This is a genomic window from Shewanella amazonensis SB2B (assembly GCF_000015245.1).
Lineage (GTDB): Bacteria > Pseudomonadota > Gammaproteobacteria > Enterobacterales > Shewanellaceae > Shewanella > Shewanella amazonensis.
Map to the genome: position 1 here is coordinate 473,120 of NC_008700.1, position 25,613 is coordinate 498,732.

The following is a 25,613-nucleotide window of genomic DNA, read 5'->3' on the forward strand; positions in this document are numbered from 1 at the left end:
TGGACGCCAATTGCCAGAAGTGGCTTTGCTGACCGAAATTATCCAATAAAGGCCAACACACTACCTATCAAAACATTCTGAGGCTTAGGCTGTTTGTCAGCCGAAAAACTGCAGTATAACGACTGAAAAGTCGTGCTTTATCCAGCTGTATATTCGCAACTCTCATCCCAAATAAGCTGCCAGCGGCCAGTTGCTATATGGGTTTGGTTTAGTCATCATAATTATGGGTGTCTTTATTACTTCTGGTAGAGGTTTGAAAGGTATCAGGTAAGAATATGATAATAACCCAATTGGCTTCATACAGCAGATTATAGATGTCCCAGATATAAACCCTAGGAGTAATTGAAAATGCGTTATTTTCAAGATTTTATTGTTGGCGGATATGCATATTACAGAAATAAAAAGCTTGAACACGGTAAAGCTGTGACAATGCTAATATTACCAGTGTTTGGCTTGCCTGCTTTAATTTTTTCAGGGGTGGTTTTTTATGTAATTAAAGACCTTTCTGTAATTTTTGATAAGTACGTATTCGAACTAGTTTTCATGTTTTTGGTTGTTGGGCTAATTACTATTTATAAGATGGATGAATTTCTAGAGGCATACCAAAGCGACGAGGTGTTGAAGACTTTATCGAGAGAGATTAGCATTCATAATGTAAGCGTTTATTCTCTAGTGGCCATAAATTTTTGCGTTTGGTATTTTTTAAGGTAAAAATTAGATTTAGTAGAGATATAATTAACGCATTTAAAATAACGGCCACGGCTGTCTGTGATGAGTATCTTTGATTAGCCAATCAATATCAGCCCAGGCAACTGGGTTAAGCTGTCAAAGGACTTTACCCGTCTGTTTAAAGGCCGGTAGGCACGTTCGGAAGAGTCAGGACAGCCATAACACTTCACTCGCAGATTGCACCAGCTTTTACCCCCATCGAAGCCGCTTTGGCGGTTGGGCTGAGTGAAACGGGCAAGCCGAGATAGGGATATCGAGGCAGAGACCGTCGAGCTTGGAGCGAGTCGGTCTTGGTGACCGTTTTCAGCCCATAAGGCCAAAGTGCTCGGCTTCGTCTGGGGCGGCAGGGACTCTTATTTATAAATCGGCAAGAGGGGATTGCTGTAGATCCCCTCTTGGTCGGGTGTGGGTTGAAGACCCACGACCTTCTGTCGCTTGCAAAGCGACCGTCCTCACTCATTGATTCCACAGCTCAGGCCGCTGCTTGCGGCCTCTTAGATTAGCCCCGTGGCTTGCCTGAGTCCTTGCCCTTTGGTGGCCCTGATCTGGCGGCGCTGGTTCCATGCCGTGGGTTTGCAGGTTTTTTTCGTTGCGCCGCTGCCCAAGGGCTTTTGGCAGCAGTGCCGCCTTCGCTTGCCCTTAGCTTTTCTGTGCGCGACTTTCGTTGAGAGCTGGGCTGAGAGTTGCGTTGAGGGCTGAGCTCAGAGCTGGGCTGAGCTTTTGGCTGAGATTTGGGCTTATAGTCGAGAATAGACACAGGGATAGGCTTTTTGGGCTCAAATCCCTCAATCACCCGCCTTTCAATCACATGCCCCAGACGGCTTTCAATCATACACAGATTCTTGAAATCATCTTTTGACAGTAAAGATACCGCTTCCCCTGTCATGCCCGCGCGGCCGGTACGACCGATACGGTGAATATATTCATCCGGCGGGAATGGCAGATCGTAGTTCACTACCCGCTCCAGTTTATCGACATCAATCCCCCGGGCGGCCACGCCGGTGGCTACCAGATACTGCAAACTGCCGTCTTTAAATTCACTCAACACCTGTTCACGCACCGCCTGACTGCGGCCACTGTGAAAGGCTTCGGCGTGAATGCCACGCTTTTCCAGCTGGCTGACCAACTTGGCCGCGCCATGTTTGGTTTCAATGAAAATCAGCGCCTGCTGCCATTGTTCCGTTTGGATAAGATGGCTCAGGAGGGCCGACTTGGTGTCCTTGTCGACCGTCACCAGCCACTGGGAAATCTCTTTTTTGCTGGGCTTGGCAATGGCAATTTCGACCGGATCCGGCACCGCGGTTTTGGCCAGCTCGCGAATGCGCGGGGATAAAGTTGCCGAAAACAGCAGATTCTGGCGGTTCGTGGGCATACGGCTGATAAGGTCGTTAATGACCTCAATAAAGCCCATATCCAGCATGCGGTCGGCCTCATCCAGCACCAGCACCTGGATTTCTTCAAAATACACGGCACGCTGATGGTACATGTCTTTGAGTCTGCCTGGCGTCGCCACCAGAATATCCACGCCCGCAATCAGCGCCTGCTTTTGGGCCTGCATATCCACACCGCCATACATGGCCAGCACGGTCAGCGGCAAGTTCGCCGCGTAGGCGCTCAGATTGTCAGCCACCTGCACCACTAACTCCCGGGTTGGCGCCAAAATCACCGCCCGTACCCGTTTTTTCCGTTCGGTCTTGCCCTGGCTTAGGCGTTCAATCAGCGGCAGTCCAAATGCTGCGGTTTTGCCCGTTCCGGTTTGAGCTGCGGCCAGCAGATTGCGACCACTTAAGGCTACCGGTATCGCCTTTTGCTGGATCTCGGTGGGCTGTTGATAGTTCAGCGACTCAAGTGCCGAAGTAATGGCGGGAGCTAATCCCAGACGGGCAAATGACATAGAAAATCCAACTTAGTATTAAGGGCGGTAGCCTCAGGATGGGCGCGCATTCTATCGCTATTCATCCGGGATTCAAAGCCAGCGGCGTTTGATAGGGCCAGCCGACATGGCATTAAGTCTGGCACAGAAAGGCAGGACAGATATGGACGTATTCCACAGATGCAGGCCGTTTTTAATTCGCGGATAGCCATCCGTTGTGTGAAGCAAAAGTGAGGACAGCTATAACACTTCACTCGCAGATTGCACCAGCTTTTACCCCATCGAAGCCGCTTTGGCGGTTGGACTGAGTGAAACGGGCAAGCCGAGATATGGATATCGAGGCAGAGACCGTCGAGCTTGGAGCGAGTCGGTCTTGGTGACCGTTTTCAGTCCATAAGGCCAAAGTGCCCGGCTTCGTCAGGGGTCGTTGGGGGATTGGACAAGGGCTCATGCTCGCCAGAGCATCCATGAGCGCGAACCATGGATGGTGAGCTGGCCCTTTTGCAAGGAGGCAATTGCAAGTCGATACTGCCCCCTTTCCCCGGGTGTGGGTCGGCGACCCACGACTTCGAGCAAACTTTCCGTCATTTAGTCAAACGACACCCAAAACGCGCAGACAGCCACTATTCGGCCATCCTGTCGAACATCATGAAACTGATACCGTTTGCATCTGAAGTAAGCGCCAATCCATCACTCTGCCTTACCGTGTATCCAATCCAGCACTGGGCTTAGCCATTCGGGTAGGGGTTGATAAAAGGCGCCGTGCAGTTTGCCGGTATCGATTTTAAGCTCCTTGAAGCTTACCGGTTTTTCGGGAAAGTCCATAAAGTGGCGACAGCTGGCGCCCAGGGTATCGCTCGCTTCATAAATCGACAGCACCTTGCCGGATAATCTTAAGCTGGGTGGCACTGAGCCTTCGGGGCAAGAGGCCAGCAGCACGTAGCGCAGCTCTGGGCGATGCAGGTAGCTCGATACCCGGGTAGTAATGCCGCCGCCCTTTGAAAAGCCGACCACCACTATGTTGTGCTCCGGCACGCCCGCCTCAATCAATTGCTCAATCTGCGCCACTATGGTGCCCGCATAGGCGTACATGTTGGTATTGGCCGGGCGCTGGGATGAAATCACCACCGCGCCACGGGAAGCCAAGGCATCCAGCACTGCCGGGTAATCATATAAGCCAAAGCGTGGGTCGGTTGGCCTGGGGCCGCTGTTTTCGATGATGCGGCCGTGTAAATAAAAGAGATAGGTTGCCGAAGGGCTTGGCTTTTCCGGCGCCGTGGTGACCACGGTCCCCGCATGTGCCTGCATGGCTAAACTGCTTATCAACACCCATGTTGCCAATCTTATTTGCATCACTACCTCGTCAGTGTGTTTTTCCGTTCACTCTAGGTCACACAAATTGGCCGGCTTGAGAACAGATAACATTCCGGATGGGAAGGGTATCGGCGCAAGCCGGCTTCTTTGTATCCTGAATTCCGCTGCAAAGTACTCACCCTGCCTTGAGATAAACGCTAACAGGCCGTGAGCACGCAAGGTTACGGATGTTCTATTTGGCCGCGCGGGCCTGATAGTAAGAGCTAACCACAGGGTCGGCACCGATGCGCTCTGCATAGGCTTGAAGGGAGGGCGCGATACGCGTGACGCTGTCTGTCGGAATATGATCAAGCTGTCCCGAACCCAGCCAGCGCAGCAACATAAACACCTTCAGATCCGCTATGGTCAGCTTGCCGTTGGCGAAGTAGTTACCCTGCGCGGCAAGCTTTTGTGCCATCCAACCCAGGTACAGGGTCAGGGGACCGGTGACAAAGGCTTCACGGGCACTCTTGAGGGCATCACCCTGCAGGCCGAAGCTGGCGACCAGTTTATTGGTGAGGTCTTCAGAGCCATCTATGATTTCATCGCACAGCAGCGCCTGAAACGGGTCCTGGGGATAAAGGTCGGCCGCCTTGCCAAAATAGCGCAGTAAAGCACTCGACTGGGTGTACTGCACTCCCTCTATGTTGACAGTGGGTACCTGGCCCAGTGGCGTGGTTTTCCGCACGTCGGCAAATTCACCATAGCCGAAACGGAAATCCTCAAACGGGATGCCGGCGGCGTGGAGTACGATACGGATTGGCTCGCCGCGGCCGCCATCAACATCGAAATAACTGACTTTAATCTGGCTCATTGTGCTCTCCTGAGATGTTCATGTTGCTGGATATGGATTCTGGTCGTTTTTATACCCTGAGGCTTACGACAAAGAGGGGGCTTGTATCGCCTTGCAGCGTGGTATGCATGTATAGCTTGTGCCTGAAACCTGTCTGGAAACAACAAAGCCGGCGCTGGCCGGCTTTGTCTAACATCTGCAAGGTATTCAAGAGTGTTTGCTGTGCAGCACTTCGAGCAGCTGATCTTCCAGCTGGAAGCGGGTCTCCATGGCATCCCCAAGGTGGGAGAGATCTTCGTCGAGCTGCATCAGCACATTGTCGTCATCCACGCCCGTATACTTGTCGTTGAAGTCCAGTGCCATATCTGTGGTGTTGTGAATTTTGGGAAGCAGGTTCTTGGCGATGTCCTGGCTTGACTTGCCATTGGTTTCACAGGCGCTGACCACCTTGTTATAAATCTCGAAGTGGCCTTCGGAAACATAATCGACCAAGAGGTCGCAAAAGGCTTTGACATGATCGAAGGAGGGAAGACGTGCGCGGTCTTCATAGGGAGGTAAACCCGCGATTTGGCAGTAATGCACCAACAGGTTTCTGCGGTTTTCCAGCCACTGGTCAATGAGCTTATTGGCGCCGCCCCATCTTTGTTCGGCTTTTTCCAGCTGACTCAGCATTTCGGGCCTCTCTTCCTTAGATGTCGTTCTCTTACTGTAGGAGAGAAATCGGGTCCTGATCAACTGATTTTTGACGCATTCAGTCTCAGGTATTGAATGGACAAACCAGTTGTTTTGTATACAAAAAAGCAAAAATAAAAAGCCCGGCTACAGAAATCTGTGGCCGGGCGAGTCGGAATATATGCGGGCTCGATGTGACGAGCTTCTTGATTGTTCTTGCTAGCGCAGACTTTTTATACCAAAGGGGATCTGCCCACGCAACTTTTTTCTGTCTTCCAATTCACATAAGCGTCATTTTCCCGTCATCCTTTTGATCCTGATCAGAAGATAGGCTGATAACTTTTGTCCGGCCATTGAGGCGCCGTGCAGCTCACAGAAATGAATTTTGAAAGGTTACTTTATTCCCGTAAATGCTAAACTACCGCGCAGCTTTCATAAGAACAGGAATCACGCCAAATGGCAGAATTGAAAAACGATCGTTACCTGCGCGCCCTGCTTAAACAACCCGTGGATGTCACTCCCGTTTGGATGATGCGTCAGGCGGGCCGTTATCTTCCTGAATACCGTGCAACCCGTGCCCAGGCCGGTGACTTTATGTCACTGTGCAAAAACGCCGAACTGGCCTGCGAAGTAACGCTGCAGCCACTGCGCCGTTACGAGCTGGATGCGGCTATCCTGTTCTCTGATATTCTGACCATTCCCGATGCCATGGGCCTGGGTCTGTACTTTGAAGCCGGCGAAGGCCCACGTTTCGAGCGCAAGGCCGACACCCTGGAAGCCATCAAGGCACTGCCTATCCCGGATCCCGAAGATGAGCTGGGCTACGTGATGCGTGCCGTGAGCACCATCCGCCGTGAGCTTAAGGGTGAAGTTCCTCTGATTGGTTTCTCCGGCTCGCCATGGACCCTGGCCACCTACATGGTGGAAGGTGGCTCCAGCAAGGCGTTCGAAAAAATCAAGCGTATGATGTACTCAGAGCCAATGGCATTGCACCTGTTGCTGGACAAGCTGGCCGACTCGGTCATCCTGTACCTGAACGCGCAAATCGCCAATGGTGCTCAGTCGGTGATGATTTTTGACTCCTGGGGCGGCGCCCTGTCTCACAGCGCCTACCGTGAGTTCTCCCTGCGTTACATGCAGAAGATTGTTGACGGCCTGACCCGCGAAGCCGATGGCCGCAAAGTGCCTGTGACCCTGTTCACCAAGGGTGGCGGTCTGTGGCTCGAATCTATGGCCGAAACCGGCTGTGATGCCCTGGGTCTGGACTGGACCGTGGACATCGCCGATGCCCGCCGCCGCGTAGGCCACAAGGTTGCGCTGCAGGGCAACATGGACCCATCCATGCTGTACGCGCCAATCCCACGCATCGAAGAAGAAGTTGAGCAAATTCTGGCTGGCTTCGGCGAAGGTACTGGTCACGTGTTTAACCTCGGCCACGGTATCCATCAGCATGTGGATCCTGAGCACGCAGGCGCCTTCATCAAGGCCGTACACGAGAAGTCGCGCAAGTATCACAAGTAAGCTTGTGCAACTGCAAAGGCCCGCGATAGCGGGCCTTTTGGTTTTGGCTGTGTCCCCATACTCTGCAAAGGGTTAGACATCAGGCATAACACTTTTTGGCACAGCACTCTGTATTGCTCCTTTCAGCCACCAAAATTGGGCAGTTCATTGTCTGCTCGCAGCGCTGCCGTTTCCCCTTGATAAGCGAGTTTCTGATTTTTGCGGGCAAGCATGGTGGCCTGTGTTGGCAGTTTCTGGCGTAACGCGGTGCGAGACTCTTTCCTCTATATCAGGTGCTAACAGGGCCTGAATTTGAAAAATCCATTATGAATCACACCCCTTGTGCGCGAATGCTGCGCTCTGTCACGGCAGACTGATGTGCTTTTGGGCAATCTGCTAAAGTTTTTGCCTTGGAAGGCTCTGGACTGGTTTCGGCGCGGCTGCAAATAGGGTATGTTTCGGCGCGTTAATGCAGTACCCGTGATCAGGCTTGATAGACGGGATATTCACAGCCGTGGTTTAAGATGCACATTGGCAAGAAGTTTTTGGTTTTTATCGCGGCCTTTTGTATACCGGCAATCTTGCTGGTGTATTGGGGCATGGGACTTTGGTTTGAACGCAAGGCCTCCTCATTTCTTGAGCAATCCATTGCTCATGAACTCGCCAATATTAATGAGCAATATCAGCGTAGCCTCCGACGGCAATTACTGCTGAGCCACATCTATGCCGGCCCGCTGAGCAGTCTCTCTCCGGATGCGCAGGCAAGTATGGATTCAGCCTGGTATGAACACACACACGCGCTTGGGCTGCATTTTTATCGTTATTCTGATGCAGGACTGATTTCCTTCGGTGTCGGCAACGATTATCCCTTATCTCCCGAGATGGTCTCTGCGCTGGTGAACGGAACTGAGGATGTTGCGGTCGCCCTGCTGCTGGACTCAGGTCCCTTACTGATCACCATCATTACGCAGGGCGACTCCCGGGTGCTTGTGTCCCGCAGCCTGTCTGAGGAAGAACTGACCAGATTCGGGCGCTCTGGCTTTGTGGAGCGTATCCGGCTGGTCGATTCGCGGGATGGCGGGCAATATCAAATCCCGGTAGCCGGTATCGGCTCAGCCAGTTTGGTGCTCGATGTCAGTTTCGGTTTGCGTGATGTCTCAAGCCCTGCCATTCAGCCCGACCGAATGGTGGCTGGCATTCTGATGATGGGCATATTGCTGCTTGCCCTGGGTTATGTGTGGATCCGCCGCAGTCTTGTGGTACCGCTTAATGGGCTCATGTCTCAGCTTGGCAATATGGACCCCAGTGCCAGCCGGTATCTTCCCCTCAGCGCCGATGGCTGCGCCGAAGTGCGGCATTTCTCCCGGGTCAGCAATAAGTTGCTGGCCGAAATTTTTGCCCAGAAAGAGCAGGCCAGGGTGATCCTCGAAGGCATTGCCGATGCAGTTATTCTTACCGATGCCAAGGGGGATGTGCTCTACCTCAATCCCCCCGCCTGCCGCTTGCTTGGTGGACAGGCCGCGGATTTTGCCGCGACTTCCGTCAGCGGTATTTTGGGCATCAAACCGTCGCTGCTGGACCGCTTTCTGAAAGAGCAGGGCCAGGCGTGTAAACAAATCTCCCTGCGCTTTGCCGGCCGCTTACTGCAGTGCACCCTGAGCGCCATCGAAGATCACCAACACACACGCACCGGCGCCTTGTTGGCACTGCGGGACGTGACTGCCGAAGAGCGCTTGAAGTCCGAGCTCAGACGTCAGGCAGAAGAAGATGCGGTCACTGGATTGCCCAATAGAACCACCTTCGAGGCGCGAATGAAGCGGCTGGCGTCGGGGCAGGAAACCGTGGCGTTGTGCTATCTCGACCTCGAACAATTTAAAATCATTAACGACAGCTGCGGTCATCTCGAGGGCGATCGCATGTTGTGTATGGTGGCAAAGACCTTCCAATCCTGTTTGGCACCCGGTGAATTGTTGGGGCGCGTCGGTGGGGATGAGTTTGGCATCTTGCTGTTGGGGCGCAGTGCCCATGAGGTTGCCCTGCTGCTCAAAACCCTGCAGCAAAAATTATCCATGCAGGTGCTCGAGAGTCAGGGGCAATGTCATAGGGTCGGCGTCAGTATTGGGGTAGCTTTTGCCCGTGCGCCGCTGCCCCCTGTGGGTGAGCTGTTCAAAGATGCCGATATTGCCTGCGTAGCCGCCAAGCAGAAGGGCAGCAACCAAATTCACTTCTACGACGATAAAGACAAAGAGCTGAATTATCAGCGTAATGCACCCAAATGGGCACTGCGTATTGCCAAAGCTATCCACAACCGGGAACTGGAGCTTTACTTTCAGCCCATACATTCACTCCATGGCGGCAGCCCCCGCAAGCGGATGGAAATTCTCCTCAGGATCCGAGAGAGCAATGGCCGCATCTTGCCGCCAGCGCAATTTATTGCCTCGGCGGAGCGCTTTAAGCTGATGCCGGAGGTGGACAAGGCCGTGGTGTCCATGGCCATGGAGTGGCTGGCGGCGCATCCCAACTTTTGGCACGACCATTGTCTTTCCATCAATCTGTCGGGCAATAGCCTGGGGGTGGAGGGCATGGAATCCTTTATCGTGGAACAATTGCAGCGAAACGGCATCCCTCCAGCCTGTATCTGTTTTGAAATCACTGAAACCACGGCTATTCAAAATCGGCAAAGGGCGTTGGATATGCTCAGAAGCCTTAGAAAACAGGGTTTTGCTTTTGCTATTGACGATTTTGGCAGTGGCTTCGCATCCTATGGTTATTTGCGGGAATTGCCGGTGGACTATGTGAAAATCGACGGCTGCTTTGTTCGCCAGCTGGCCAGCAATGCCAAGGATTATGCCATTGTGAAGTCTATCCATGATGTGTGCAGCGTGATGGGGATAGAAACCGTGGCCGAATTTGTGGAAAGCCAGGACATCATGGCGCGGCTCGAAGAAATCGGCATTAATTATGCGCAGGGGTATGCCGTGGGACGTCCAAAACCCTTGAAAGACTACGCGCCGTTTCCGTTGCGGCAACCGGCTTAAGATTGCAAGTCAGCAGGGATTGTGACAGTGTAACTATCTGTAAAATTAGAAAATCTTAATTCGGGGGGAACTATGGATGGCCTGATGGACAAGGTGGTGATTTTAACCGGGGCGTCGGAAGGTATTGGGCGGGCACTGGCGAGAGAGCTTGCCAGGCTTGGCTGCCATCTGGTACTCACCGCCCGCAGCGAAACCCGGCTGCAGTCGTTGGCACTGGAGTTGGCTCAGGAGCAGGGAGCACAGGCGGATGTTCTTGTTCACAGCGCTGATCTTACTCATCCCCATGAATGTCGTGAGCTCATCGATGCCTGTATCGCCCGCTTTGGGCGCCTCGATATTCTTATCAACAACGCCGGTATGACCATGTGGTCACGTTTCGATGAGCTGGAAGATCTCGCCATTCTTGAACAGATCATGGCCGTTAACTACCTCGCACCGGCGCGCCTCACCCACATGGCCTTGCCGCATTTGAAACACAGCCAGGGGCAGGTAGTGGCCATCGCCTCAGTGGCAGGCCTGACAGGCGTGCCAACCCGTAGCGGCTATGCTGCCTCCAAACATGCCATGATGGGCTTCTTTGATTCTCTCAGAATCGAACTCGCCGATGACAAGGTGGCCGTGACCGTGATTTGCCCCGACTTTGTGGTATCGCAAATCCATAAGCGCGCACTGGACGGCAAAGGGAATCCTCTTGGCACTACCCCAATGAAGGAAGACAAGATAATGTCGGCCGAAGCCTGTGCGGTAGCCATGGTTCCGGCCATCGCCTGCCGCGAGCGGTTACTTATTATGTCCCGCCGTGGCCGTCTTGGCCGCTGGGTGCGTTTGCTGTGGCCTTCACTGATAGATAAGCTGGCCAAAAAGGCGATAGCCGGAGGGCATTGAGGTTACTCAGGCCTGTAAACACGGTTGAGTTACCCATTAAAAAACGCCCCGAAGGGCGTTTTTTTGTTTTACAAACTGCAACTTGCCGGTGAGCTGCCATCGCGCCACTGGGTGCTGGCATCTGAGAGTGACAGTGGCAGGAAGCTCAGGCCTTCACTCATGTTGGCTGGCGGCAGGTCTGTCTCCAGCACATACATGCCCATCGGCAGACTGCCTTTGGTGGCATTGGCCTGGGCCTGGGTGGTCGCGAGGCTTGAGTAGCGCAGCCCCAATATAAACGCTGTGGCCTTCGAAGGGATGCGGTTCAAAACTCATACTTATTTCCTGATGCTTGGGCTTACTCGATGAAGTATGAGTCATAGTTGAGGGCGGGCAGTTTTGCGGGCATGCAACGACTCAGTGAGAGGCGCACTAACCAGCAAATTTCAGGATAATGGCTTATCTAATGACAAATATCATCCATGCTCCCAGCATTAAATTGCTTAAAATCTCAATGATTTGTTGTTCAATATTATATGTTTCATTTTCCTCTATTAAATCCAATAAGGTTTTAAATCTCATCAGAGCATGGCTCTACTTTTATATGTGAGTAAATGTTAAAAATATAATTATTGGTCATAATATTGGTAATAAAGTTAAATATAATATTTTCAATGTGGATTAATATGTATGCGCGCATATCTTGTCGTATTTTTGTGCAGCAGATATGAATGATTTGTCTATTGCTGTGTAGCACTTTTGGGTGAATTTATTTTATAGGTGTATGGTGTTTATTTATAACATTTTGATTATCTTGTGTAATTTTTGATTATGATATAGATGTAAGTTATATGTGCACGTATTGATATACTGATTTGTTCAAGTTGAATGTAAATATTAAATTAGTGACTAATATTATTCGGCCAATGTTGTCATGGCATTATTTTAGTGTGTTTTTTCAGCTTTTAATGTGGAGAGTATGGAAATGGCTAAGTTTAATATCGGACGTTTATCACTTATTATGCTATTTTATGGGGTGTCAAGTAATGTTTTTTCTGCTCCTGTAGAGTACATTGCTAATGGCGACTTTGAAACCGGAGATTTCTCTGGTTGGAATATTACGGACTCTGGCTCCGGGGCTTGGGTTATCAATGATGGCACATTTGACCCAACAGGACCTGGGGAACCGCTACCACCCATTTCAGGCACCTATGATATTGTGAGTCATCAAGGGGGACCTGGCTTGCACATAGCAACTCAACCCATATCCCTGCCGACTGCGATCAAATCTGCAACCCTCAGCTGGGCCGACCGAATTCGCAGTTATGCTGAGTTCAGCGATCCAAATCAGGAATGGCGTGTATTGGTTGAGGATACCAACGGCAATCTGCTGCAAGAAGTTTTTTCTACCAATCCCGGTGACCCAACCCAACAAATAGGGCCAAATAACCGAAGCTTTGATTTAACTGCCCTACTGCAAACCTATCAAGGACAGCAGGTGGTTATCAGTTTTGAAGAGCAGGATGATCAGTTATATTTTAATGCAACATTGGATGATGTCAGTCTTGAAATTACCCAACTAACTCTGTCGTGTGTGGGTGGTGGGTTTGAACCTCCATTCTCTGACCCCATAGTGATATTTGGCAAAAAGAATATGGCGATTCCGGTTAAATTTAAGCTAATCGATGCTGACGGTGTTGAATATACTTTTGACGATATAGCACCACCTGTCGTGAATATCTCTTATTCACCATTGGTTGCCGGACCTACTATAGATGTTACCGACGATTTGTTGCCATTAGGTAATGCCAATGACGATAATATTTTTCGTTGGGATGTGGATGGTCAGAAATGGATTTATAATTTAGGCACCAAACCCTATAAGTCTCTAGGCACTTATACTGTATCAGTAGCACCGGGTTCCTCTGATTACACTGTTGATTCAAGTTGTGAACAGATTTTTGAAAGACAATAGTGTGAATTAAGCAATAAACAAGCGCCTGAAAGAGCGCTTGTTTATTCTAATGGGCTATAATGTTTTTCATATAGTTGCAGAATTAATCATACATCAATTGTTATTTCAGTATGTGTCTGATTATTTGATATTAAATAATGCCCAAAAAAAGCCGGCGGATGCCGGCTTTCTCAAGGACGGGTGTTTACTGTTTTTCGCGGGCAATGGCGCGATAGCCAATGTCGGTGCGGAAGTACATTTCATCCCAATGGATTTCATCCACCAGAGGGTAGGAAGGTTTTTGCGATTCGGTCACGCTGTAGTACCCAGCGCAGTAGCACATGACACACGGTATATGTAAGCGGCGCCTGCTATCGCCTGTCGCGAGCGCTTGCTTATCATGTCCCGCCGTGGCCGCCTCGGTCGCTGGGTGCGTCTGCTGTGGCCTTCGCTGATTGATAAGCTGGCCAGAAAGGCGATAGCCGGCGGGCATTGAGGTTACTCAGGCCTGTAAACACGGTTGAGTTACTCATTAAAAAACGCCCCGAAGGGCGTTTTTTTGTTTTACAAACTGCAACTTGCCGGTGATCTGCCATCGCGCCACTGGGTGCTGGCATCTGAGAGTGACAGCGGCAGGAAGCTCAGGCCTTCACTCATGTTGGCTGGCGGCAGGTCTGTCTCCAGCACATACATGCCCATCGGCAGGCTGCCCTTGGTGGCATTGGCCTGGGCCTGGGTGGCCGCGAGGCTTGAGTAGCGCAGCCCCAGCATATCGAAGTGGCTCTGCCAGTTGATGCCGGTGAGCTTGCTTAACGACACCAGCATAAAGTCGTTGCCCGGAATGCCCGCCACGGTGCGACCACCGTAGACGGCGTGGCCGCTGTAAGGGTACAGGCCAAAACCGAGGCGGTCTTTATTGGCATCCCAATCGGCCTGATTACCACTTAAGGAACCAAAGATGCGCTGGTGTTGGTACAGCAGGGTAAAGATGTTGAAACCATTGGCCAGACGGGTGCCATCGGAGAGCAACATGCCGTGGGCGCGCAGCGCCATCTGGATGTAAAACGCCATCCGATAGCCGTTGTGCACCGCATAGTCGTTGCTCCTCCAGGGGGCTTCGTAACGGTCGCTACCCGCGTCCAGCACCTTGCAATTTGCGCCCAGCACCACCCGGTTGCCGCTGCTGTCTTTCACGCCAGCCGCATCCGACATAAACACATAAAACAAATCTTTATGGTTCATATGGCCATCGGTGATGGGCGTGGTGTTGCCGTCACGCAGATAATGAGCCTGCCATTTCACCACGTAGGGGAAGATATTGTTGGAGTTCTCCCCGGCGCGGCTGCCGTAACCGGCCCAGTTGTCTCCGTCGCCTGCGGCAGCATATTGCACATTGAGGCGGTTGGTTTGCAGGTTGTGGCCCAGTTCGTGGTTATCGCCCCAGCCGGTTGGGCTGATGTTCCAGGCCGCATCCCAGGGGTTGCCGCTGCAACCGGCGCCGCAGTGGGCGTTCTGGTCGTAGTTGGCGTGCTGAATGATTTTACGGGTATGCAGGGTTTCATCAAGACACGCGTTGCCAAGTAGATTCGCGCAGGCGGCGTTCACATCGGCAGGCAGAGATTCAGCCAGGGTTTTGCCCTGAATTTTAAAGCCGGCCAGGGTGTAGACCGCATTGATATGATCTTCAGAGATGCTCTCAAGCAGTGCATTCACATCGGCCACGGCGCCGCCGATGGCATTGGTAAAGCGGTCGCGGCGCATATGCTGCTCGGCGCCATCGGTACGCAAATCCACATGGGGCAGTTCGGTCTGGCTCAGGCGCTCATTGAAGGCGGTGATTTGACTGGCATCGCTGAAATTCATGATAGCCGGATGACGGGTCACGCCGCTGGCACTGATGTCTGTGCTCAGGGCTTCACCGCTGCCACCCAGATACAGGTACAGAGGACCACCATAGGGGCTTGAAAAGCTGATGCTTTCGCCCTTTTCCAGTCGCAGGCGCTGGGTTGCCAGCTCCAGTGGCGCCCGGTACACCTTTTGCTCGAAGGCGCGGTTGGTGTTGCGTCTGTGGTAGTTGAGTTTGATTTCCACCCGCGCATCGCTGTTATCCAGTCGCTTCAGGATCACCGTTTGCCCCGGCAACACATACCAACCGGTGGTGGTCCACTGGTTGGGGTAGGGCACGCCTATGGTCTTGCGTTCGGTGACTGTGGCCGGGTGGGCGTAACTGGCGTGGCTACCTTTGGCGAGATTGTTCCTGTCGGTCACGTACTCACCGAGGTCGGGCTGAGCCGGGTTGTCGGTGCGGGCATAGTTTACCAGCCAGTCGGCGAACATGGCCTGTTGCCAGCTTTGCGGTTCTTCCCAGCCGATGGGGTAGTCGATGGCAGCGCGGTATTTGTCGGCAAGCAGCACGGCAGCATGCAGGGTGTCTGCACCACTCAGCGCCAAGGCATCCTGGCCCATATTGTCGAGGGTAATGGCGGCGCCTCTCAGCCAGTCGGCACCGGCTTTGAAGGCGTCGACAAACCCTTCCTCATCACATGAAAGGAAGTTGCCGCCACAGTTGGCCAGCAGTGCCGTATCGAAGTTACCTGAGCCGAGGTTGGCCAGCAGGCGGTCGACTGCTGCCAGGTTGGCATCGCTGGCGCGGATGTCGCTCACGGCCAGGTTCTCGGCATTGAGTTTTGACCAATAGTTGCCGTAAGTCACCAGCCCCATTTGCTGATACAGCGGGCTGAGCATAGGGCTGGCTTCACGCCAGTAGTTGGACAGCAGCAGCGGGATCCCCGCGGCCTTCGCCTTGGTGACGGCCGCGGCTATGCCCTCATGACCAAGCGATTGGCGGTCTATGTCCGACAGGATAATCAGGTCGGGCTTGAGGTTGTCTATGCAAGTAGATAATTCGTTGTAATCACAGACATTAGCATCGTTAATGCTGTGGGTGTTGGCATAGTTGTTCGCCAGCCAGGTGCGGATCCCTTCGTTATGGGGGAAGTACCAGCTGTCGGCGCGACTTGGCATTTGCGCCGTGACTATGCTGAGGCCATCGGTTTGGTCGGCGCCCTTGGTGAGCCAGCCAATGAGGCGTTTGAGCAGCATATCGGTTTCAGTGGAGGTGCTGACCGAAAACAGGTTTGCTGCCATGGCAGCGCTGTGGTACTCACCGTCTTGTGACACCATCACCAGGCCACGATTGGCGCTGTTACCGCTGCCATCTTTATTGGCGGGCAGTAAGCTGTGGGTGCGTTCCGGCTGGAAGCTGGTGAAGGTGATGGAGTCGTGGCTTGGGTGCCAGCTGATGTGGGAAATGCCCCGATACAAGTCATCGACCAGTGCCTTGCGTGCGTTCTCGGCCGCAGCAACGGCGTCTCTTGCGTGAGTGATAAGCTCGGCGTCACTGGCAAGGCTGTGGTCGCGGTGGCGAATGGCGTTGGCGGCATTGGTGATAAAGCTGGCGCTGACGGTGCAATCTGCGCCCATGGCTGCGGTGGTGTAGCCATTGTCCGACAAGGTGCCGCCACATCCTTCAATAGTATCCAGGGTATAGCCGCTGCTTGTGGTTACAGTGAAGCGACCCTGTTTGCCAGCTTCAATGCTGAGACTGGCGGGAGACAGCTGACCACCATTGCCACTTTGGGCCTTGGCGGTGTACAGGGTGACAGCGGGTGGCGTGGTGGTGCCTCCTTCACTGTCGGAAGAACCGCCTCCTCCGCAGCCATAAAGGCCCAGGCTCAGGCTAAGGGCGGTGAAAACCAGGGTATTTCGCTTGGCCACTGTGTTTCTCATGGGTATTCCTTGTGGACTTTTTGTACTGTTATTGTGCGGGCATTATAACCTTTCCCTCTTGGCTTTAAAGGATTAAGTATAATAAATTCATTGATTTACAGGGTGGTATCTTTGACGATCGTCAAAATGCAGGCACAAAAAAAGCCGGCGCATGCCGGCTTTCTCAAGGACGGGTATTTACTGCTTTTCGCGGGCAATGGCGCGATAGCCGATGTCGGTACGGAAGTAGACATCGTCCCAGTGAATTTCATCCACCAGAGCATAGGCGGCTTTTTGCGCCTCGGTGACTGTGTTACCAAGGGCGGTGGCACACAGTACGCGGCCGCCGTTGGTCACCACGCGGCCATCGACCATCTTGGTGCCGGCATGGAACACCTTGGCGTCGTTGTTGCCAAGGGACAGACCTTCAATCACATCGCCCTTGCGGTACTCATCCGGATAACCACCGGCGGCCAGCACCACACCCACGGCGGCGCGGCTGTCGTACTCAGCGGTCACCTGGTCCAACTCACCACGGCAGGCGGCCAGACACAGCTCAACCAGATCAGACTTCAGACGCATCATGATGGGCTGAGTCTCGGGGTCGCCGAAGCGGCAGTTGTATTCCAGCACCTTGGCCTGGCCCTGAGGGTCGACCATCAGACCGGCATACAGGAAGCCGGTGTAGACATTGCCTTCAGCGGCCATGCCATCCACAGTTGGGCGAATAACGTTGGCCATCACCCAGTCGTGTACGTCCTGAGTCACCACAGGGGCTGGGGAGTAGGCACCCATGCCACCGGTGTTGGGACCATGGTCGGCGTTATCGCGGGCCTTGTGATCCTGGCTGGTGGCCATGGGCAGAATGTTTTTGCCGTCCACCATCACGATAAAGCTGGCTTCTTCACCCTTGAGGAATTCTTCTACTACCACGCGGGAACCGGCTTCGCCGAACTTGTTGCCAGCCAGCATATCGTCGATGGCGGCATCGGCCTCGGCCTGGCTCTGAGCGATAATCACGCCCTTACCTGCGGCCAGACCATCGGCCTTGATAACCACAGGGAAACCGGTCTTGCAGGCAAGCTCGGCCACAAAGGCCTTGGCGGGCGGGATTTCGGTGAAGTTTTGGTAATCCGCGGTTGGGATCTGATGACGGGCCAAAAAGTCCTTGGTGAAGGCCTTGGAGCCTTCCAGCTGAGCGGCGCCCTGGGTAGGACCAAAAATGGTCAGGCCTTCGGCACGAAACGCATCCACAACACCAATCACCAGCGGCGCTTCCGGGCCAACTATGGTCAGGGCGATATTGCTTTGTTTGGCAAAGGCGAGCAGCGCAGGGATGTCGGTGGCGTCAATGGCCACGTTTTCCACTTTGGGCTCGAGGCTTGAACCGGCGTTGCCGGGGGCCACAAATACGGTATTTACGTCGGCATTCTGAGCGGCTTTCCAGGCCAGGGCGTGTTCGCGGCCACCACTGCCAATTACGAGAATATTCATCTGCTTATTCCTTAAATCTTGAATGCGAAAGGCAGCCCTAGGGCTGCCTCAATATTATCAGTGGCGGAAGTGGCGCATGTTGGTGAACACCATGGCCATGCCGTGCTCGTCGGCGGCGGCAATCACTTCCTCGTCGCGGATAGAACCGCCGGGCTGGATGATGCAGCTGATCCCGGCAGCCGCTGCGGCGTCGATACCGTCGCGGAATGGGAAGAAGGCGTCGGACGCCATCACAGAGCCCTCAACCACCAGACCTTCGTCGGCGGCCTTGATACCGGCAATCTTGGCACTGTAGACGCGGCTCATCTGGCCTGCGCCCACGCCTATGGTCATGCCTTCTTTGGCATACACGATGGCGTTGGATTTCACGAACTTGGCCACTTTCCAGCAGAACATCAGATCTTTCAGTTCAGCTTCGGTCGGTACACGCTTGGTCACGACCTTGAGTTCGGCCTCGGTCACCATACCCTGATCGCGGTCCTGAATAAGCAGGCCGCCGTTTACGCGCTTGTAGTCCAGACCCTTGGTCTGCGCAGTCCATTGACCACATTCCAGCAGGCGCACGTTGGTCTTCTTGGCAACCACGTCACGGGCGGCTTGGCTCACCACAGGGGCGATAATCACTTCCACAAACTGACGCTCAACGATGGCGGCGGCGGTTTCGCCGTCCAGCTCGCGGTTAAAGGCGATGATGCCACCGAAAGCAGAAGTGGGGTCGGTCTTGTAGGCGCGGTTGTACGCGTCCAGCAGGTTGTCGCCCAGGGCCACACCACAGGGGTTGGCGTGCTTGACGATAACGCAGGCTGGGGCGTCGAATTCTTTTACGCACTCAAGGGCGGCATCGGTGTCGGCGATGTTGTTGTAAGACAGAGCCTTACCCTGCAGCTGAGTGGCGGTGGCCACAGAGGCCTCGTCGCTGTTCAAATCCACGTAGAAGGCGGCGCTCTGGTGGCTGTTTTCGCCGTAGCGCAGGTCCTGCTTCTTCACCAGCTGGGTGTTGAAGGTGCGTGGGAATTTGGAGTCGTCGTGGCACTCGTCGCTGCTGTGAGCCGGAACCATGGTGCCGAAGTAGTTGGCAATCATGCCATCGTAAGCGGCGGTGTGCTCGAAGGCGGCAATGGCCAAATCGAAACGGGTAGCGTGGCTGGTAGAGCCGCCATTGGCGCTCATTTCGGCCAGTACGCGGTCGTAGTCTTTGGCGTTCACCACAATCACCACGTCTTTGTGGTTCTTGGCGGCAGCGCGCACCATGGTAGGGCCGCCGATATCGATGTTCTCGATGGCGTCTTCCAGGGTACAGCCAGGCTTGGCTACGGTGGCAGCAAAGGGATACAGGTTAACGGCAACCAGATCGATAGGGCCAATGTTGTTGGCAGCCATCACGTCTTCGTCCTGGCCGCGACGCGCCAGAATGCCACCATGCACCTTGGGATGCAGGGTCTTGACCCGACCGTCCATGATCTCAGGGTGACCTGTGTAGTCAGAAACTTCGATCACAGGTACGCCGTTATCGGCCAGCAGCTTGGCGGTGCCACCGGTGGACAGCAGTTCTACGCCCTGTGCGTGCAGCGCCTGGGCAAACTCGAGGATACCTGTTTTATCGGACACGCTCAGCAGCGCGCGGCGAATGGGTCTGGCATTATTCATTTTGGGTACAGTTTTCCGCTGTTAAGGGTTCAAGGATCTTTCGGAAAACAAAACAACATCAAGGTTTTATTTTCCAAAAGCCCCTCGCGTTCCCCTTACGCGAGTTTATTTGTCTGCCAAGACACCTTTTTATGGGCGCGTATTCTACCGTAAAACGCTACCCGGCGCTGTTTTTTCTGCGTGATTTCACAATATCGTTCTGCGAACGACACGTCAGACAATACAGACCCTTGACCTTGGATTAAACTCCAAGGTTTATACTTGCGCCATTGTTGGAAATTCGGATTAACACATGTATCGCATTGGTGAATTGGCGAGCCTCTGTGAGGTGAAAGCCGATACCTTGAGGTTTTACGAAAAGCACGGCTTGCTGGCGCCCTCGATGCGCAGCGATTCGGGCTATCGGCTTTACAGCCGCGATGATGCCGCCCGGCTCAAGTTTATTCTGCGCGCCAAGGCGGTGGGCTTCAGCCTGAATGAAATCACCGAGCTCTTGTCTATCGAGCTGAATAAGGCTGAGTGGGCCTGCGCCGATGTGAAAGGCATGGTGGATGACAAGCTGGCGCAGGTCAGTACCAAAATTGCTGAGCTCACGGTGTTTCGTGATTCCCTCAAACGCCTGTCGGACGCCTGCTGCGGCGGCCCAGAGAGTGCCGAACATTGTTCCATTCTGGAAGCGCTGGAGACCAATCATCAGGTGCGCGCCGAATCCCATGGCGCATTGGCAAAGGCTTCCCAAGAAAAAAACTCCGGCGATAACGTATCCACAGAACACTCGCCCGCAGTTAACGCGGTAAAGCCAAAGGGTCATGATTCATGCTGCTGAACAACTTTCTTCACCTGTTTTTGGAGTCAGCCCCCTGGCTGCTGCTGGGGCTGTTTCTGGCGGGCATGCTGAAAATGTTTGTGCCCATGGCGTGGATGCAAAAGCAGCTCGGTGGACATGGTTTTAAGGCCACGGTTAAGGCTGCGCTCTTGGGCGCGCCCTTGCCGCTGTGTTCCTGCGGGGTGATTCCAGCCGCAGTGGGCCTTCGGCGCAGCGGCGCTTCCAAGGCGGCCACTACCTCGTTTTTGGTGTCTACTCCTGAGACTGGCGTGGATTCTGTGACTGTATCCTACGTGCTGCTTGGCCCCTTTATGGCGATAGTGCGGCCGATTGCCGCTGTGACCAGCGCCATAGTGGCAGGGCTGCTGGTAGGCCGCGATGAGGATACGCCGGATAATGCATCCCAATCCGCTGAAACATCGTCTGATAAGCAGTCTGATAAGCCAATAACCCAGGCCGCCAAGCCCGCCATGAGCTTCAAACCGGTTGCTGCAAACAGCCCGCTGATGACCCCTACCGGCGCCAAACTTGCAGCCGCCCCAGCGGTGAGCTTCAAGCCAGTTGCCGAAAACACTGGCAGAAGCTGCTGCTCAGGTAACGCCGAAGCTGAGCCAAAGCCCGAATCCAAGCCCCAGCCCAAGTCCGAACTCAGGCAAGAGTCTTGCTGCGCGCCGAAGGCGGTTGCGGCTTCTTGCTGCGATACTAATGCTTCCTGCTGCGATGCCAAGCCCGCCGCTGAAACGGCCTCTTGTTGCAGCCCCAAGGTCGTAGTGCCCGAGGCCTCAAGCTGTTGCGCTGCTTCATCTACATCCGCATCCACGGCTACATCGGCCGATACAGGCTGCTGTGGCAGCACGGAACAAGATGCTCGCCCAGCGAACCAGCCCGCCTCTGTGATTGAGCGGATTTGGGATGGCCTTGTGTATGCCTCAACCGACCTGGTGCGCGATACCGCCATCTGGCTGCTGATAGGTCTTTTCTTTGCCGCCTTGGTACAAACCTATGTACCGGCAGACTTTCTAGCGCAGTGGGGCAACGGTATCCTCGCCATGTTGGTGATGGTGCTGGTGTCCATTCCCATGTATATCTGCGCTACAGCTTCGACCCCCATTGCCGCTGGTTTGCTGCTGGCCGGGGTGTCACCCGGCGCCGTACTGGTGTTTATGATGGCAGGCCCTGCCACCAATATCGCCACGCTCGGAGTCGTAACCAAGGAGCTGGGTAAGCGGGCACTGTTTGGCTACCTCGGTGGTGTGCTTGGGGTGGCTTTGGTGTTTGGCGTGCTGGTGAATTATCTGGTTGCCACTTTCGGCTTCGAAGTGGCGCCGCAGATTGGTGAAGAGCATGCCATGCTGCCCGACTGGTTGGTGGCCTCATCCGGGCTGCTGCTGGCTTTCCTGATGGGTCGGGTGCTGTGGCAAAAGCTGCCACGCAAACAAAAAACCGGCGGTTGCTGCAGCTAAGGTTCACCACACTGCATCAAAAGGCCCCGCACCGGCGGGGCCTTTTTGTTCGCCTTGATGCCATAAAGGCGGTGTTGAACTTGCTGTTGGTTATTGTATTTGTTTACAAAATAGACTTGTTTTCGTGGCATTGGCATTGAATGATGTGGAGGTTCCTGCGGTAACGGACTGACCTTATTACAAAGAGGGATATACATGAAAAAGACCCTGCTGACACTCAGCCTGACTGCGGTGGCGCTGGCTGGTTGCCAATCGCCCCAATCCAATCAGGCAACGGATACGGCGGCGACTGCCAACGTCACCAATCATCAGAATGCCGCCACGGCCAAGCAGCCCTACGCCAAGCCCTTGCTGCTGGCACACCCCAATTACGATGCCAAAACCTTTTTTGATACCACGTCTTACACGGGCTCCAGCATTTCTGCCGACGGCAGCGCTGTGCTGGTGGGTTCGGATGAATCGGGTATTTATAACCTGTATCGTCTTAGCTTGCTCGATGGCAGCAAAACCCAGCTGACCAACTTTGAAGACAGTACTTTCCCGGTGCGTTGGTTCCCCGGGGATGACAGGGTGCTGTTGAGTAAGGACAAGGGCGGTAATGAGCTGAACCACCTGTATGTGCGGGAACTGGATGGCAGCGTGAAAGACATGACTCCGGGAGAGAATACCCGGGCGAGCTTTGCTGGATTCAGTGGTGATGGCAAGGCGTTTTTTGTGCAGACCAACGAGCGCAATCCCAAGTTTATGGATTTGTATCGCTACGATGCCAGTACCTATGAGCGCACTCTGGTCTTCCAAAACGATGAAGGCTATTCACTGGGTGATATAGACCGCAGTGGCCGCTTCGTTGCGCTGAATAAGTCGGTCAGCAACAAGGATATCGATATTTATCTGCTGGACCTCAGAAGCCGTGCTCTCAAACCCGTGATGGTGAGTGAGCCAGGGCTGGAGGCCGCAGAGGAGGTATTCAGCTTTGCCCATAATGGCCAAACCCTGTATTACGGCAGCGATGCCAAATCCGAATTTAACGAGGTGTGGGCATACGATATCGCCTCCGGCAAGCGTCAACCGATCGCCAGCCATGATTGGGATGTCAGCTACTACGGTTTTTCGGAAAGTGGTCGCTATCAGGCCATGGCGGTGAATGCCGATGCCAGCACCAAGGTCACCATCACAGATACCCAAACCGGCAAGGCTTTGGCCCTGCCGCCTTTGCCACCGGGGGATTTCCGTGGTGTAAGTTTTTCTAAAGACGATAAAACCATGGTGTTTTATCTGAATTCAGATATTTCACCGTCTGAGCTGTATGTCTGGCAGATAGGCGAGCCTTCGGTAAAGCGGCTTACCAAGGCCCTCAGTCCTGCCATGGACAGCGCCAATCTTGTACCTTCTGAGGTGGTGAGGTTCAAGAGTTTTGATGGGCTGGAGATCCCAGGGCTTTTGTATCGACCCAAGCTGGCCCACGCCGCCAGTCCGTCCCCTGCAGTGATTTATGTGCACGGCGGCCCGGGTGGACAGAGCCGCAGTGGTTACAATCCTGCCATTCAACATCTGGTCAATCACGGCTACGTCGTCTTTGCCATTAACAACCGCGGTAGCTCGGGCTATGGCAAAACCTTCTTCCATCTGGATGACAAAAATCACGGCGATGGCGACCTGAAAGATATGGTATGGGGCAAGAAATACCTCCAGAGCCTGGATTGGGTGGATAAGGAGCGTATCGGCATTATGGGGGGCAGCTACGGTGGCTACATGGTGGCGGCCGCGCTGGCCTTTACCCCCGAAGAGTTCAAGGTGGGGATAGATATCTTCGGTGTTACCAACTGGGTGCGTACCCTGAACTCCATCCCGCCCTGGTGGGAAAGTTTCCGTAAGTCGTTGTACGACGAGATGGGTGACCCTGCGACAGATGCCGAGCGACACAAGGCCATTTCGCCGCTATTCCATGCCGAAAACATTGTTCGCCCCCTGATGGTCATTCAGGGCGCCAACGATCCGCGGGTACTTCAGGTGGAAAGCGATGAGCTGGTCGAAAAAGTCCGCGCCAATGGGGTGCCGGTGGAGTATGTGCTGTTCGATGACGAAGGCCACGGCTTTACCAAGAAAGCCAATAGGATCACCGCATCCGAAGCGTACCTCAAGTTTCTGGATACTTACCTGAAACCCTGAGATGAAGGCAATCAAAAAAGGCACTCATTGAGTGCCTTTTTTATTGGATAAGGTTATGACCTTATTTGCTTTTTTTGCCGAGGTTTTCAACCTTTCCGCTGCTGACCACCTGCTTTTTGGCTTGTTTGGCGGCGCGCTTTTCCTTCATGGATTTTTGGGGCTGTTTTTTCTGATCTCTGCTCATGGTGGCTTCCTGCGTTGGTGTGAACTTTTGCCAGGACATTTTTTGTTCGGCAAGAACCAGAATAGAGAATTGACATTGGCGCGGATAGATTATTTTAAGCTAAGCCGACGTTGCTTATATCGACAAATACTAGCCGGTCATACTGGCAAATTAAGGGCAGAAAAAAGCCCCTGAAACAGGGGCTTTGGACACTGATTATCAGCTGGCGGGAGTAAAGTCACCCGGGAAGTTGCGAATAGTGGTTTCGCCCTGGGTTACAGTGACGTCCTGCTCATCGGCATGGATGAAGAAAGGCATTTCAACATCGGTTGGCGCATTGTCGGCTTCCGGATCGTCGTTCTGGGCAACACAGGTGTAGCCCAGCGCGTAATCACCGGTAACCACGAAACCAAACTCGTAGTCATGGCCGATAACGGCTTCTTCTGCATTCATGATTTCGTTCACGCGGGCAACTGCCAGCGGAGCTACCATGGGTTCGGTAACCGCTGGGCGGATATCACTCATGTTGTCCAGCAGGGTTGCGGCTGGATAGAGGTACACGGCGGGGGCGAACTCGCTGCCTCCAGCGGCAGTTTCACAGGCTGCCATCAGATCGTCGCTGACCTGGCCGCTGATGTTGCCAACTTCGGCGCGGTTAACCAGTTGCACGGAGGTAGGCTTCAGGGTCCAGTAGTCTTTGTTGCCATGGGGCGCCTGGATGCCACGGGCGAGGTCAAACTCGGCCACGTAATCGTTGGCACCGCTGGCAATGACGAAAGACTTGTTGAAGAACAGACGACCTGTATCGGCCTCATCGGCGCCAACGCCACCACAGCTGCCGTTGCTGTTGGTCACCAGACCGTGGTCGTTGCCATCGTTGGTTTTAACGAATGAGCTGGCGGTATCCACGGTTTCACGGTTTTCCATGTAGATACACATCTGGTATTCACCAACAGGTACCTGAACGCCTTCTACCAGGGTTTCGGCTGAGCTGCCCTGAAACGACAGCAAATCAACCTGCTTGGGGTTTCCGTCGCTGGATACGTTAAAAGAGTAAGTGCCTTCGGCGTTTTTCAATACCACCTGTTTGAAGGCAATATTGACCTGGGTTGCATCGGCTGGGTTGTCAGACACGCCCAGACTGAAGCTGCCCATCTGAGGTTGTGGATCTGAGTCACTGCCACCACAGGCTGCGAGCAACGAGGTCAGGGTGACGGCGATAAGCGTTTTGGTGAGTTTCATGTTGCACCTTTTTGTTATTCAGAGTTCCATTTTTCCATTTTCTTGAGGTTGTCTTCTTCCATGAT

General features: G+C 53.7%; 17 protein-coding genes and 2 pseudogenes. 9 read left to right on the top strand and 10 right to left on the bottom strand.

Annotated elements, in window-relative coordinates; translation table 11 throughout:
* Positions 1 to 348 precede the first annotated feature (348 nt).
* On the top strand, positions 349 to 711 hold the full coding sequence (locus SAMA_RS02080) for a hypothetical protein (RefSeq protein WP_041409643.1): 363 nt from the start codon (positions 349 to 351) through the stop codon (positions 709 to 711).
* 517 nt (positions 712 to 1,228) lie between these two features.
* On the opposite strand, the gene SAMA_RS02085 is transcribed toward SAMA_RS02080, so the two are convergent.
* From SAMA_RS02085 to SAMA_RS02100, 4 genes are all read right to left on the bottom strand, one after another.
* Positions 1,229 to 2,623 (bottom strand): DEAD/DEAH box helicase, encoded by a 1,395-nt coding sequence (locus tag SAMA_RS02085; protein ID WP_011758504.1) that lies wholly within the window; start codon positions 2,621 to 2,623, stop codon positions 1,229 to 1,231.
* Positions 2,624 to 3,292: 669 nt separating this feature from the next.
* Positions 3,293 to 3,955, bottom strand: a complete 663-nt coding sequence (locus SAMA_RS02090; RefSeq protein ID WP_011758505.1) for an alpha/beta hydrolase — start codon at positions 3,953 to 3,955, stop codon at positions 3,293 to 3,295.
* A gap of 193 nt (positions 3,956 to 4,148) precedes the next feature.
* A complete protein-coding gene (locus tag SAMA_RS02095) occupies positions 4,149 to 4,769 on the bottom strand; it encodes a glutathione S-transferase family protein (RefSeq protein ID WP_011758506.1) in 621 nt (206 codons plus the stop codon).
* 186 nt (positions 4,770 to 4,955) lie between these two features.
* Entirely contained in the window at positions 4,956 to 5,420 is a 465-nt protein-coding gene (locus tag SAMA_RS02100; RefSeq protein ID WP_011758507.1) for an Rsd/AlgQ family anti-sigma factor, read from the bottom strand.
* Positions 5,421 to 5,876: 456 nt separating this feature from the next.
* On the opposite strand from SAMA_RS02100, the gene hemE reads away from it, so the two are divergent.
* The 3 genes from hemE (at position 5,877) to SAMA_RS02115 (ending at position 10,843) form a co-directional block, all read left to right on the top strand.
* Positions 5,877 to 6,941 (top strand): uroporphyrinogen decarboxylase, encoded by a 1,065-nt coding sequence (gene hemE, locus SAMA_RS02105; RefSeq protein WP_011758508.1) that lies wholly within the window; start codon positions 5,877 to 5,879, stop codon positions 6,939 to 6,941.
* 578 nt (positions 6,942 to 7,519) lie between these two features.
* Positions 7,520 to 9,958 carry a putative bifunctional diguanylate cyclase/phosphodiesterase gene (locus SAMA_RS02110; RefSeq protein WP_232280512.1) on the top strand — a complete coding sequence of 813 codons (2,439 nt, stop codon included), beginning with the start codon at positions 7,520 to 7,522 and terminating at the stop codon, positions 9,956 to 9,958.
* A 72-nt stretch (positions 9,959 to 10,030) separates the two neighbouring features.
* Positions 10,031 to 10,843, top strand: coding sequence for an SDR family oxidoreductase (locus SAMA_RS02115; protein ID WP_011758510.1), 813 nt, complete (start codon positions 10,031 to 10,033; stop codon positions 10,841 to 10,843).
* Between the two features lie 68 nt (positions 10,844 to 10,911).
* Here the strand turns inward: SAMA_RS02115 and SAMA_RS02120 are convergent.
* A pseudogene (locus SAMA_RS02120) lies at positions 10,912 to 11,118 on the bottom strand (hypothetical protein); the annotation flags it as partial.
* A gap of 689 nt (positions 11,119 to 11,807) precedes the next feature.
* Here SAMA_RS02120 and SAMA_RS02125 point away from each other — a divergent pair.
* A complete protein-coding gene (locus SAMA_RS02125; protein ID WP_011758512.1) occupies positions 11,808 to 12,797 on the top strand; it encodes a hypothetical protein in 990 nt (329 codons plus the stop codon).
* Between the two features lie 184 nt (positions 12,798 to 12,981).
* Here the strand turns inward: SAMA_RS02125 and SAMA_RS19900 are convergent.
* The 4 genes and pseudogenes from SAMA_RS19900 to purH all read right to left on the bottom strand — a co-directional run.
* Positions 12,982 to 13,127: pseudogene (locus SAMA_RS19900) on the bottom strand (phosphoribosylglycinamide synthetase C domain-containing protein); the annotation flags it as partial.
* Positions 13,128 to 13,340: 213 nt separating this feature from the next.
* Entirely contained in the window at positions 13,341 to 16,565 is a 3,225-nt protein-coding gene (locus tag SAMA_RS02135; protein ID WP_011758513.1) for an ImpA family metalloprotease, read from the bottom strand.
* Between the two features lie 177 nt (positions 16,566 to 16,742).
* Positions 16,743 to 18,038 (bottom strand): phosphoribosylamine--glycine ligase, encoded by a 1,296-nt coding sequence (gene purD, locus SAMA_RS02140; RefSeq protein ID WP_011758514.1) that lies wholly within the window; start codon positions 18,036 to 18,038, stop codon positions 16,743 to 16,745.
* A gap of 57 nt (positions 18,039 to 18,095) precedes the next feature.
* Positions 18,096 to 19,685, bottom strand: coding sequence for a bifunctional phosphoribosylaminoimidazolecarboxamide formyltransferase/IMP cyclohydrolase (gene purH, locus SAMA_RS02145; protein WP_011758515.1), 1,590 nt, complete (start codon positions 19,683 to 19,685; stop codon positions 18,096 to 18,098).
* A gap of 292 nt (positions 19,686 to 19,977) precedes the next feature.
* On the opposite strand from purH, the gene zntR reads away from it, so the two are divergent.
* From zntR to SAMA_RS19560, 4 genes are all read left to right on the top strand, one after another.
* Positions 19,978 to 20,511, top strand: a complete 534-nt coding sequence (gene zntR, locus SAMA_RS02150; RefSeq protein WP_011758516.1) for a Zn(2+)-responsive transcriptional regulator — start codon at positions 19,978 to 19,980, stop codon at positions 20,509 to 20,511.
* Positions 20,502 to 21,974 carry an SO_0444 family Cu/Zn efflux transporter gene (locus SAMA_RS02155; protein WP_011758517.1) on the top strand — a complete coding sequence of 491 codons (1,473 nt, stop codon included), beginning with the start codon at positions 20,502 to 20,504 and terminating at the stop codon, positions 21,972 to 21,974. The genes zntR and SAMA_RS02155 overlap by 10 nt, the downstream gene beginning before the upstream one ends.
* A 195-nt stretch (positions 21,975 to 22,169) precedes the next feature.
* On the top strand, positions 22,170 to 24,143 hold the full coding sequence (locus SAMA_RS02160) for an alpha/beta hydrolase family protein (protein WP_011758518.1): 1,974 nt from the start codon (positions 22,170 to 22,172) through the stop codon (positions 24,141 to 24,143).
* A gap of 55 nt (positions 24,144 to 24,198) precedes the next feature.
* Positions 24,199 to 24,501, top strand: coding sequence for a hypothetical protein (locus tag SAMA_RS19560; RefSeq protein WP_157608290.1), 303 nt, complete (start codon positions 24,199 to 24,201; stop codon positions 24,499 to 24,501).
* Between the two features lie 24 nt (positions 24,502 to 24,525).
* Here SAMA_RS19560 and SAMA_RS02165 read toward each other — a convergent pair whose 3' ends face one another.
* Positions 24,526 to 25,548, bottom strand: a complete 1,023-nt coding sequence (locus SAMA_RS02165; protein WP_011758520.1) for a DUF4382 domain-containing protein — start codon at positions 25,546 to 25,548, stop codon at positions 24,526 to 24,528.
* Positions 25,549 to 25,613: the final 65 nt, after the last annotated feature.

Coding starts and splice junctions, on each gene's coding strand:
- SAMA_RS02155 (WP_011758517.1), top strand. CDS start 20,502: ATGCTGCTGAACAACTTTCTTCACCTGTTTTTGGAGTCAGCCCCCTGG.
- zntR (WP_011758516.1), top strand. CDS start 19,978: ATGTATCGCATTGGTGAATTGGCGAGCCTCTGTGAGGTGAAAGCCGAT.
- SAMA_RS02115 (WP_011758510.1), top strand. CDS start 10,031: ATGGATGGCCTGATGGACAAGGTGGTGATTTTAACCGGGGCGTCGGAA.
- SAMA_RS02080 (WP_041409643.1), top strand. CDS start 349: ATGCGTTATTTTCAAGATTTTATTGTTGGCGGATATGCATATTACAGA.
- SAMA_RS02110 (WP_232280512.1), top strand. CDS start 7,520: ATGGGACTTTGGTTTGAACGCAAGGCCTCCTCATTTCTTGAGCAATCC.
- SAMA_RS02135 (WP_011758513.1), bottom strand. CDS start 16,565: ATGAGAAACACAGTGGCCAAGCGAAATACCCTGGTTTTCACCGCCCTT.
- SAMA_RS02085 (WP_011758504.1), bottom strand. CDS start 2,623: ATGTCATTTGCCCGTCTGGGATTAGCTCCCGCCATTACTTCGGCACTT.
- SAMA_RS02165 (WP_011758520.1), bottom strand. CDS start 25,548: ATGAAACTCACCAAAACGCTTATCGCCGTCACCCTGACCTCGTTGCTC.
- SAMA_RS02100 (WP_011758507.1), bottom strand. CDS start 5,420: ATGCTGAGTCAGCTGGAAAAAGCCGAACAAAGATGGGGCGGCGCCAAT.
- purH (WP_011758515.1), bottom strand. CDS start 19,685: ATGAATAATGCCAGACCCATTCGCCGCGCGCTGCTGAGCGTGTCCGAT.
- SAMA_RS02095 (WP_011758506.1), bottom strand. CDS start 4,769: ATGAGCCAGATTAAAGTCAGTTATTTCGATGTTGATGGCGGCCGCGGC.
- purD (WP_011758514.1), bottom strand. CDS start 18,038: ATGAATATTCTCGTAATTGGCAGTGGTGGCCGCGAACACGCCCTGGCC.
- SAMA_RS19560 (WP_157608290.1), top strand. CDS start 24,199: ATGACCTTATTTGCTTTTTTTGCCGAGGTTTTCAACCTTTCCGCTGCT.
- SAMA_RS02160 (WP_011758518.1), top strand. CDS start 22,170: ATGAAAAAGACCCTGCTGACACTCAGCCTGACTGCGGTGGCGCTGGCT.
- SAMA_RS02090 (WP_011758505.1), bottom strand. CDS start 3,955: ATGCAAATAAGATTGGCAACATGGGTGTTGATAAGCAGTTTAGCCATG.
- hemE (WP_011758508.1), top strand. CDS start 5,877: ATGGCAGAATTGAAAAACGATCGTTACCTGCGCGCCCTGCTTAAACAA.
- SAMA_RS02125 (WP_011758512.1), top strand. CDS start 11,808: ATGGCTAAGTTTAATATCGGACGTTTATCACTTATTATGCTATTTTAT.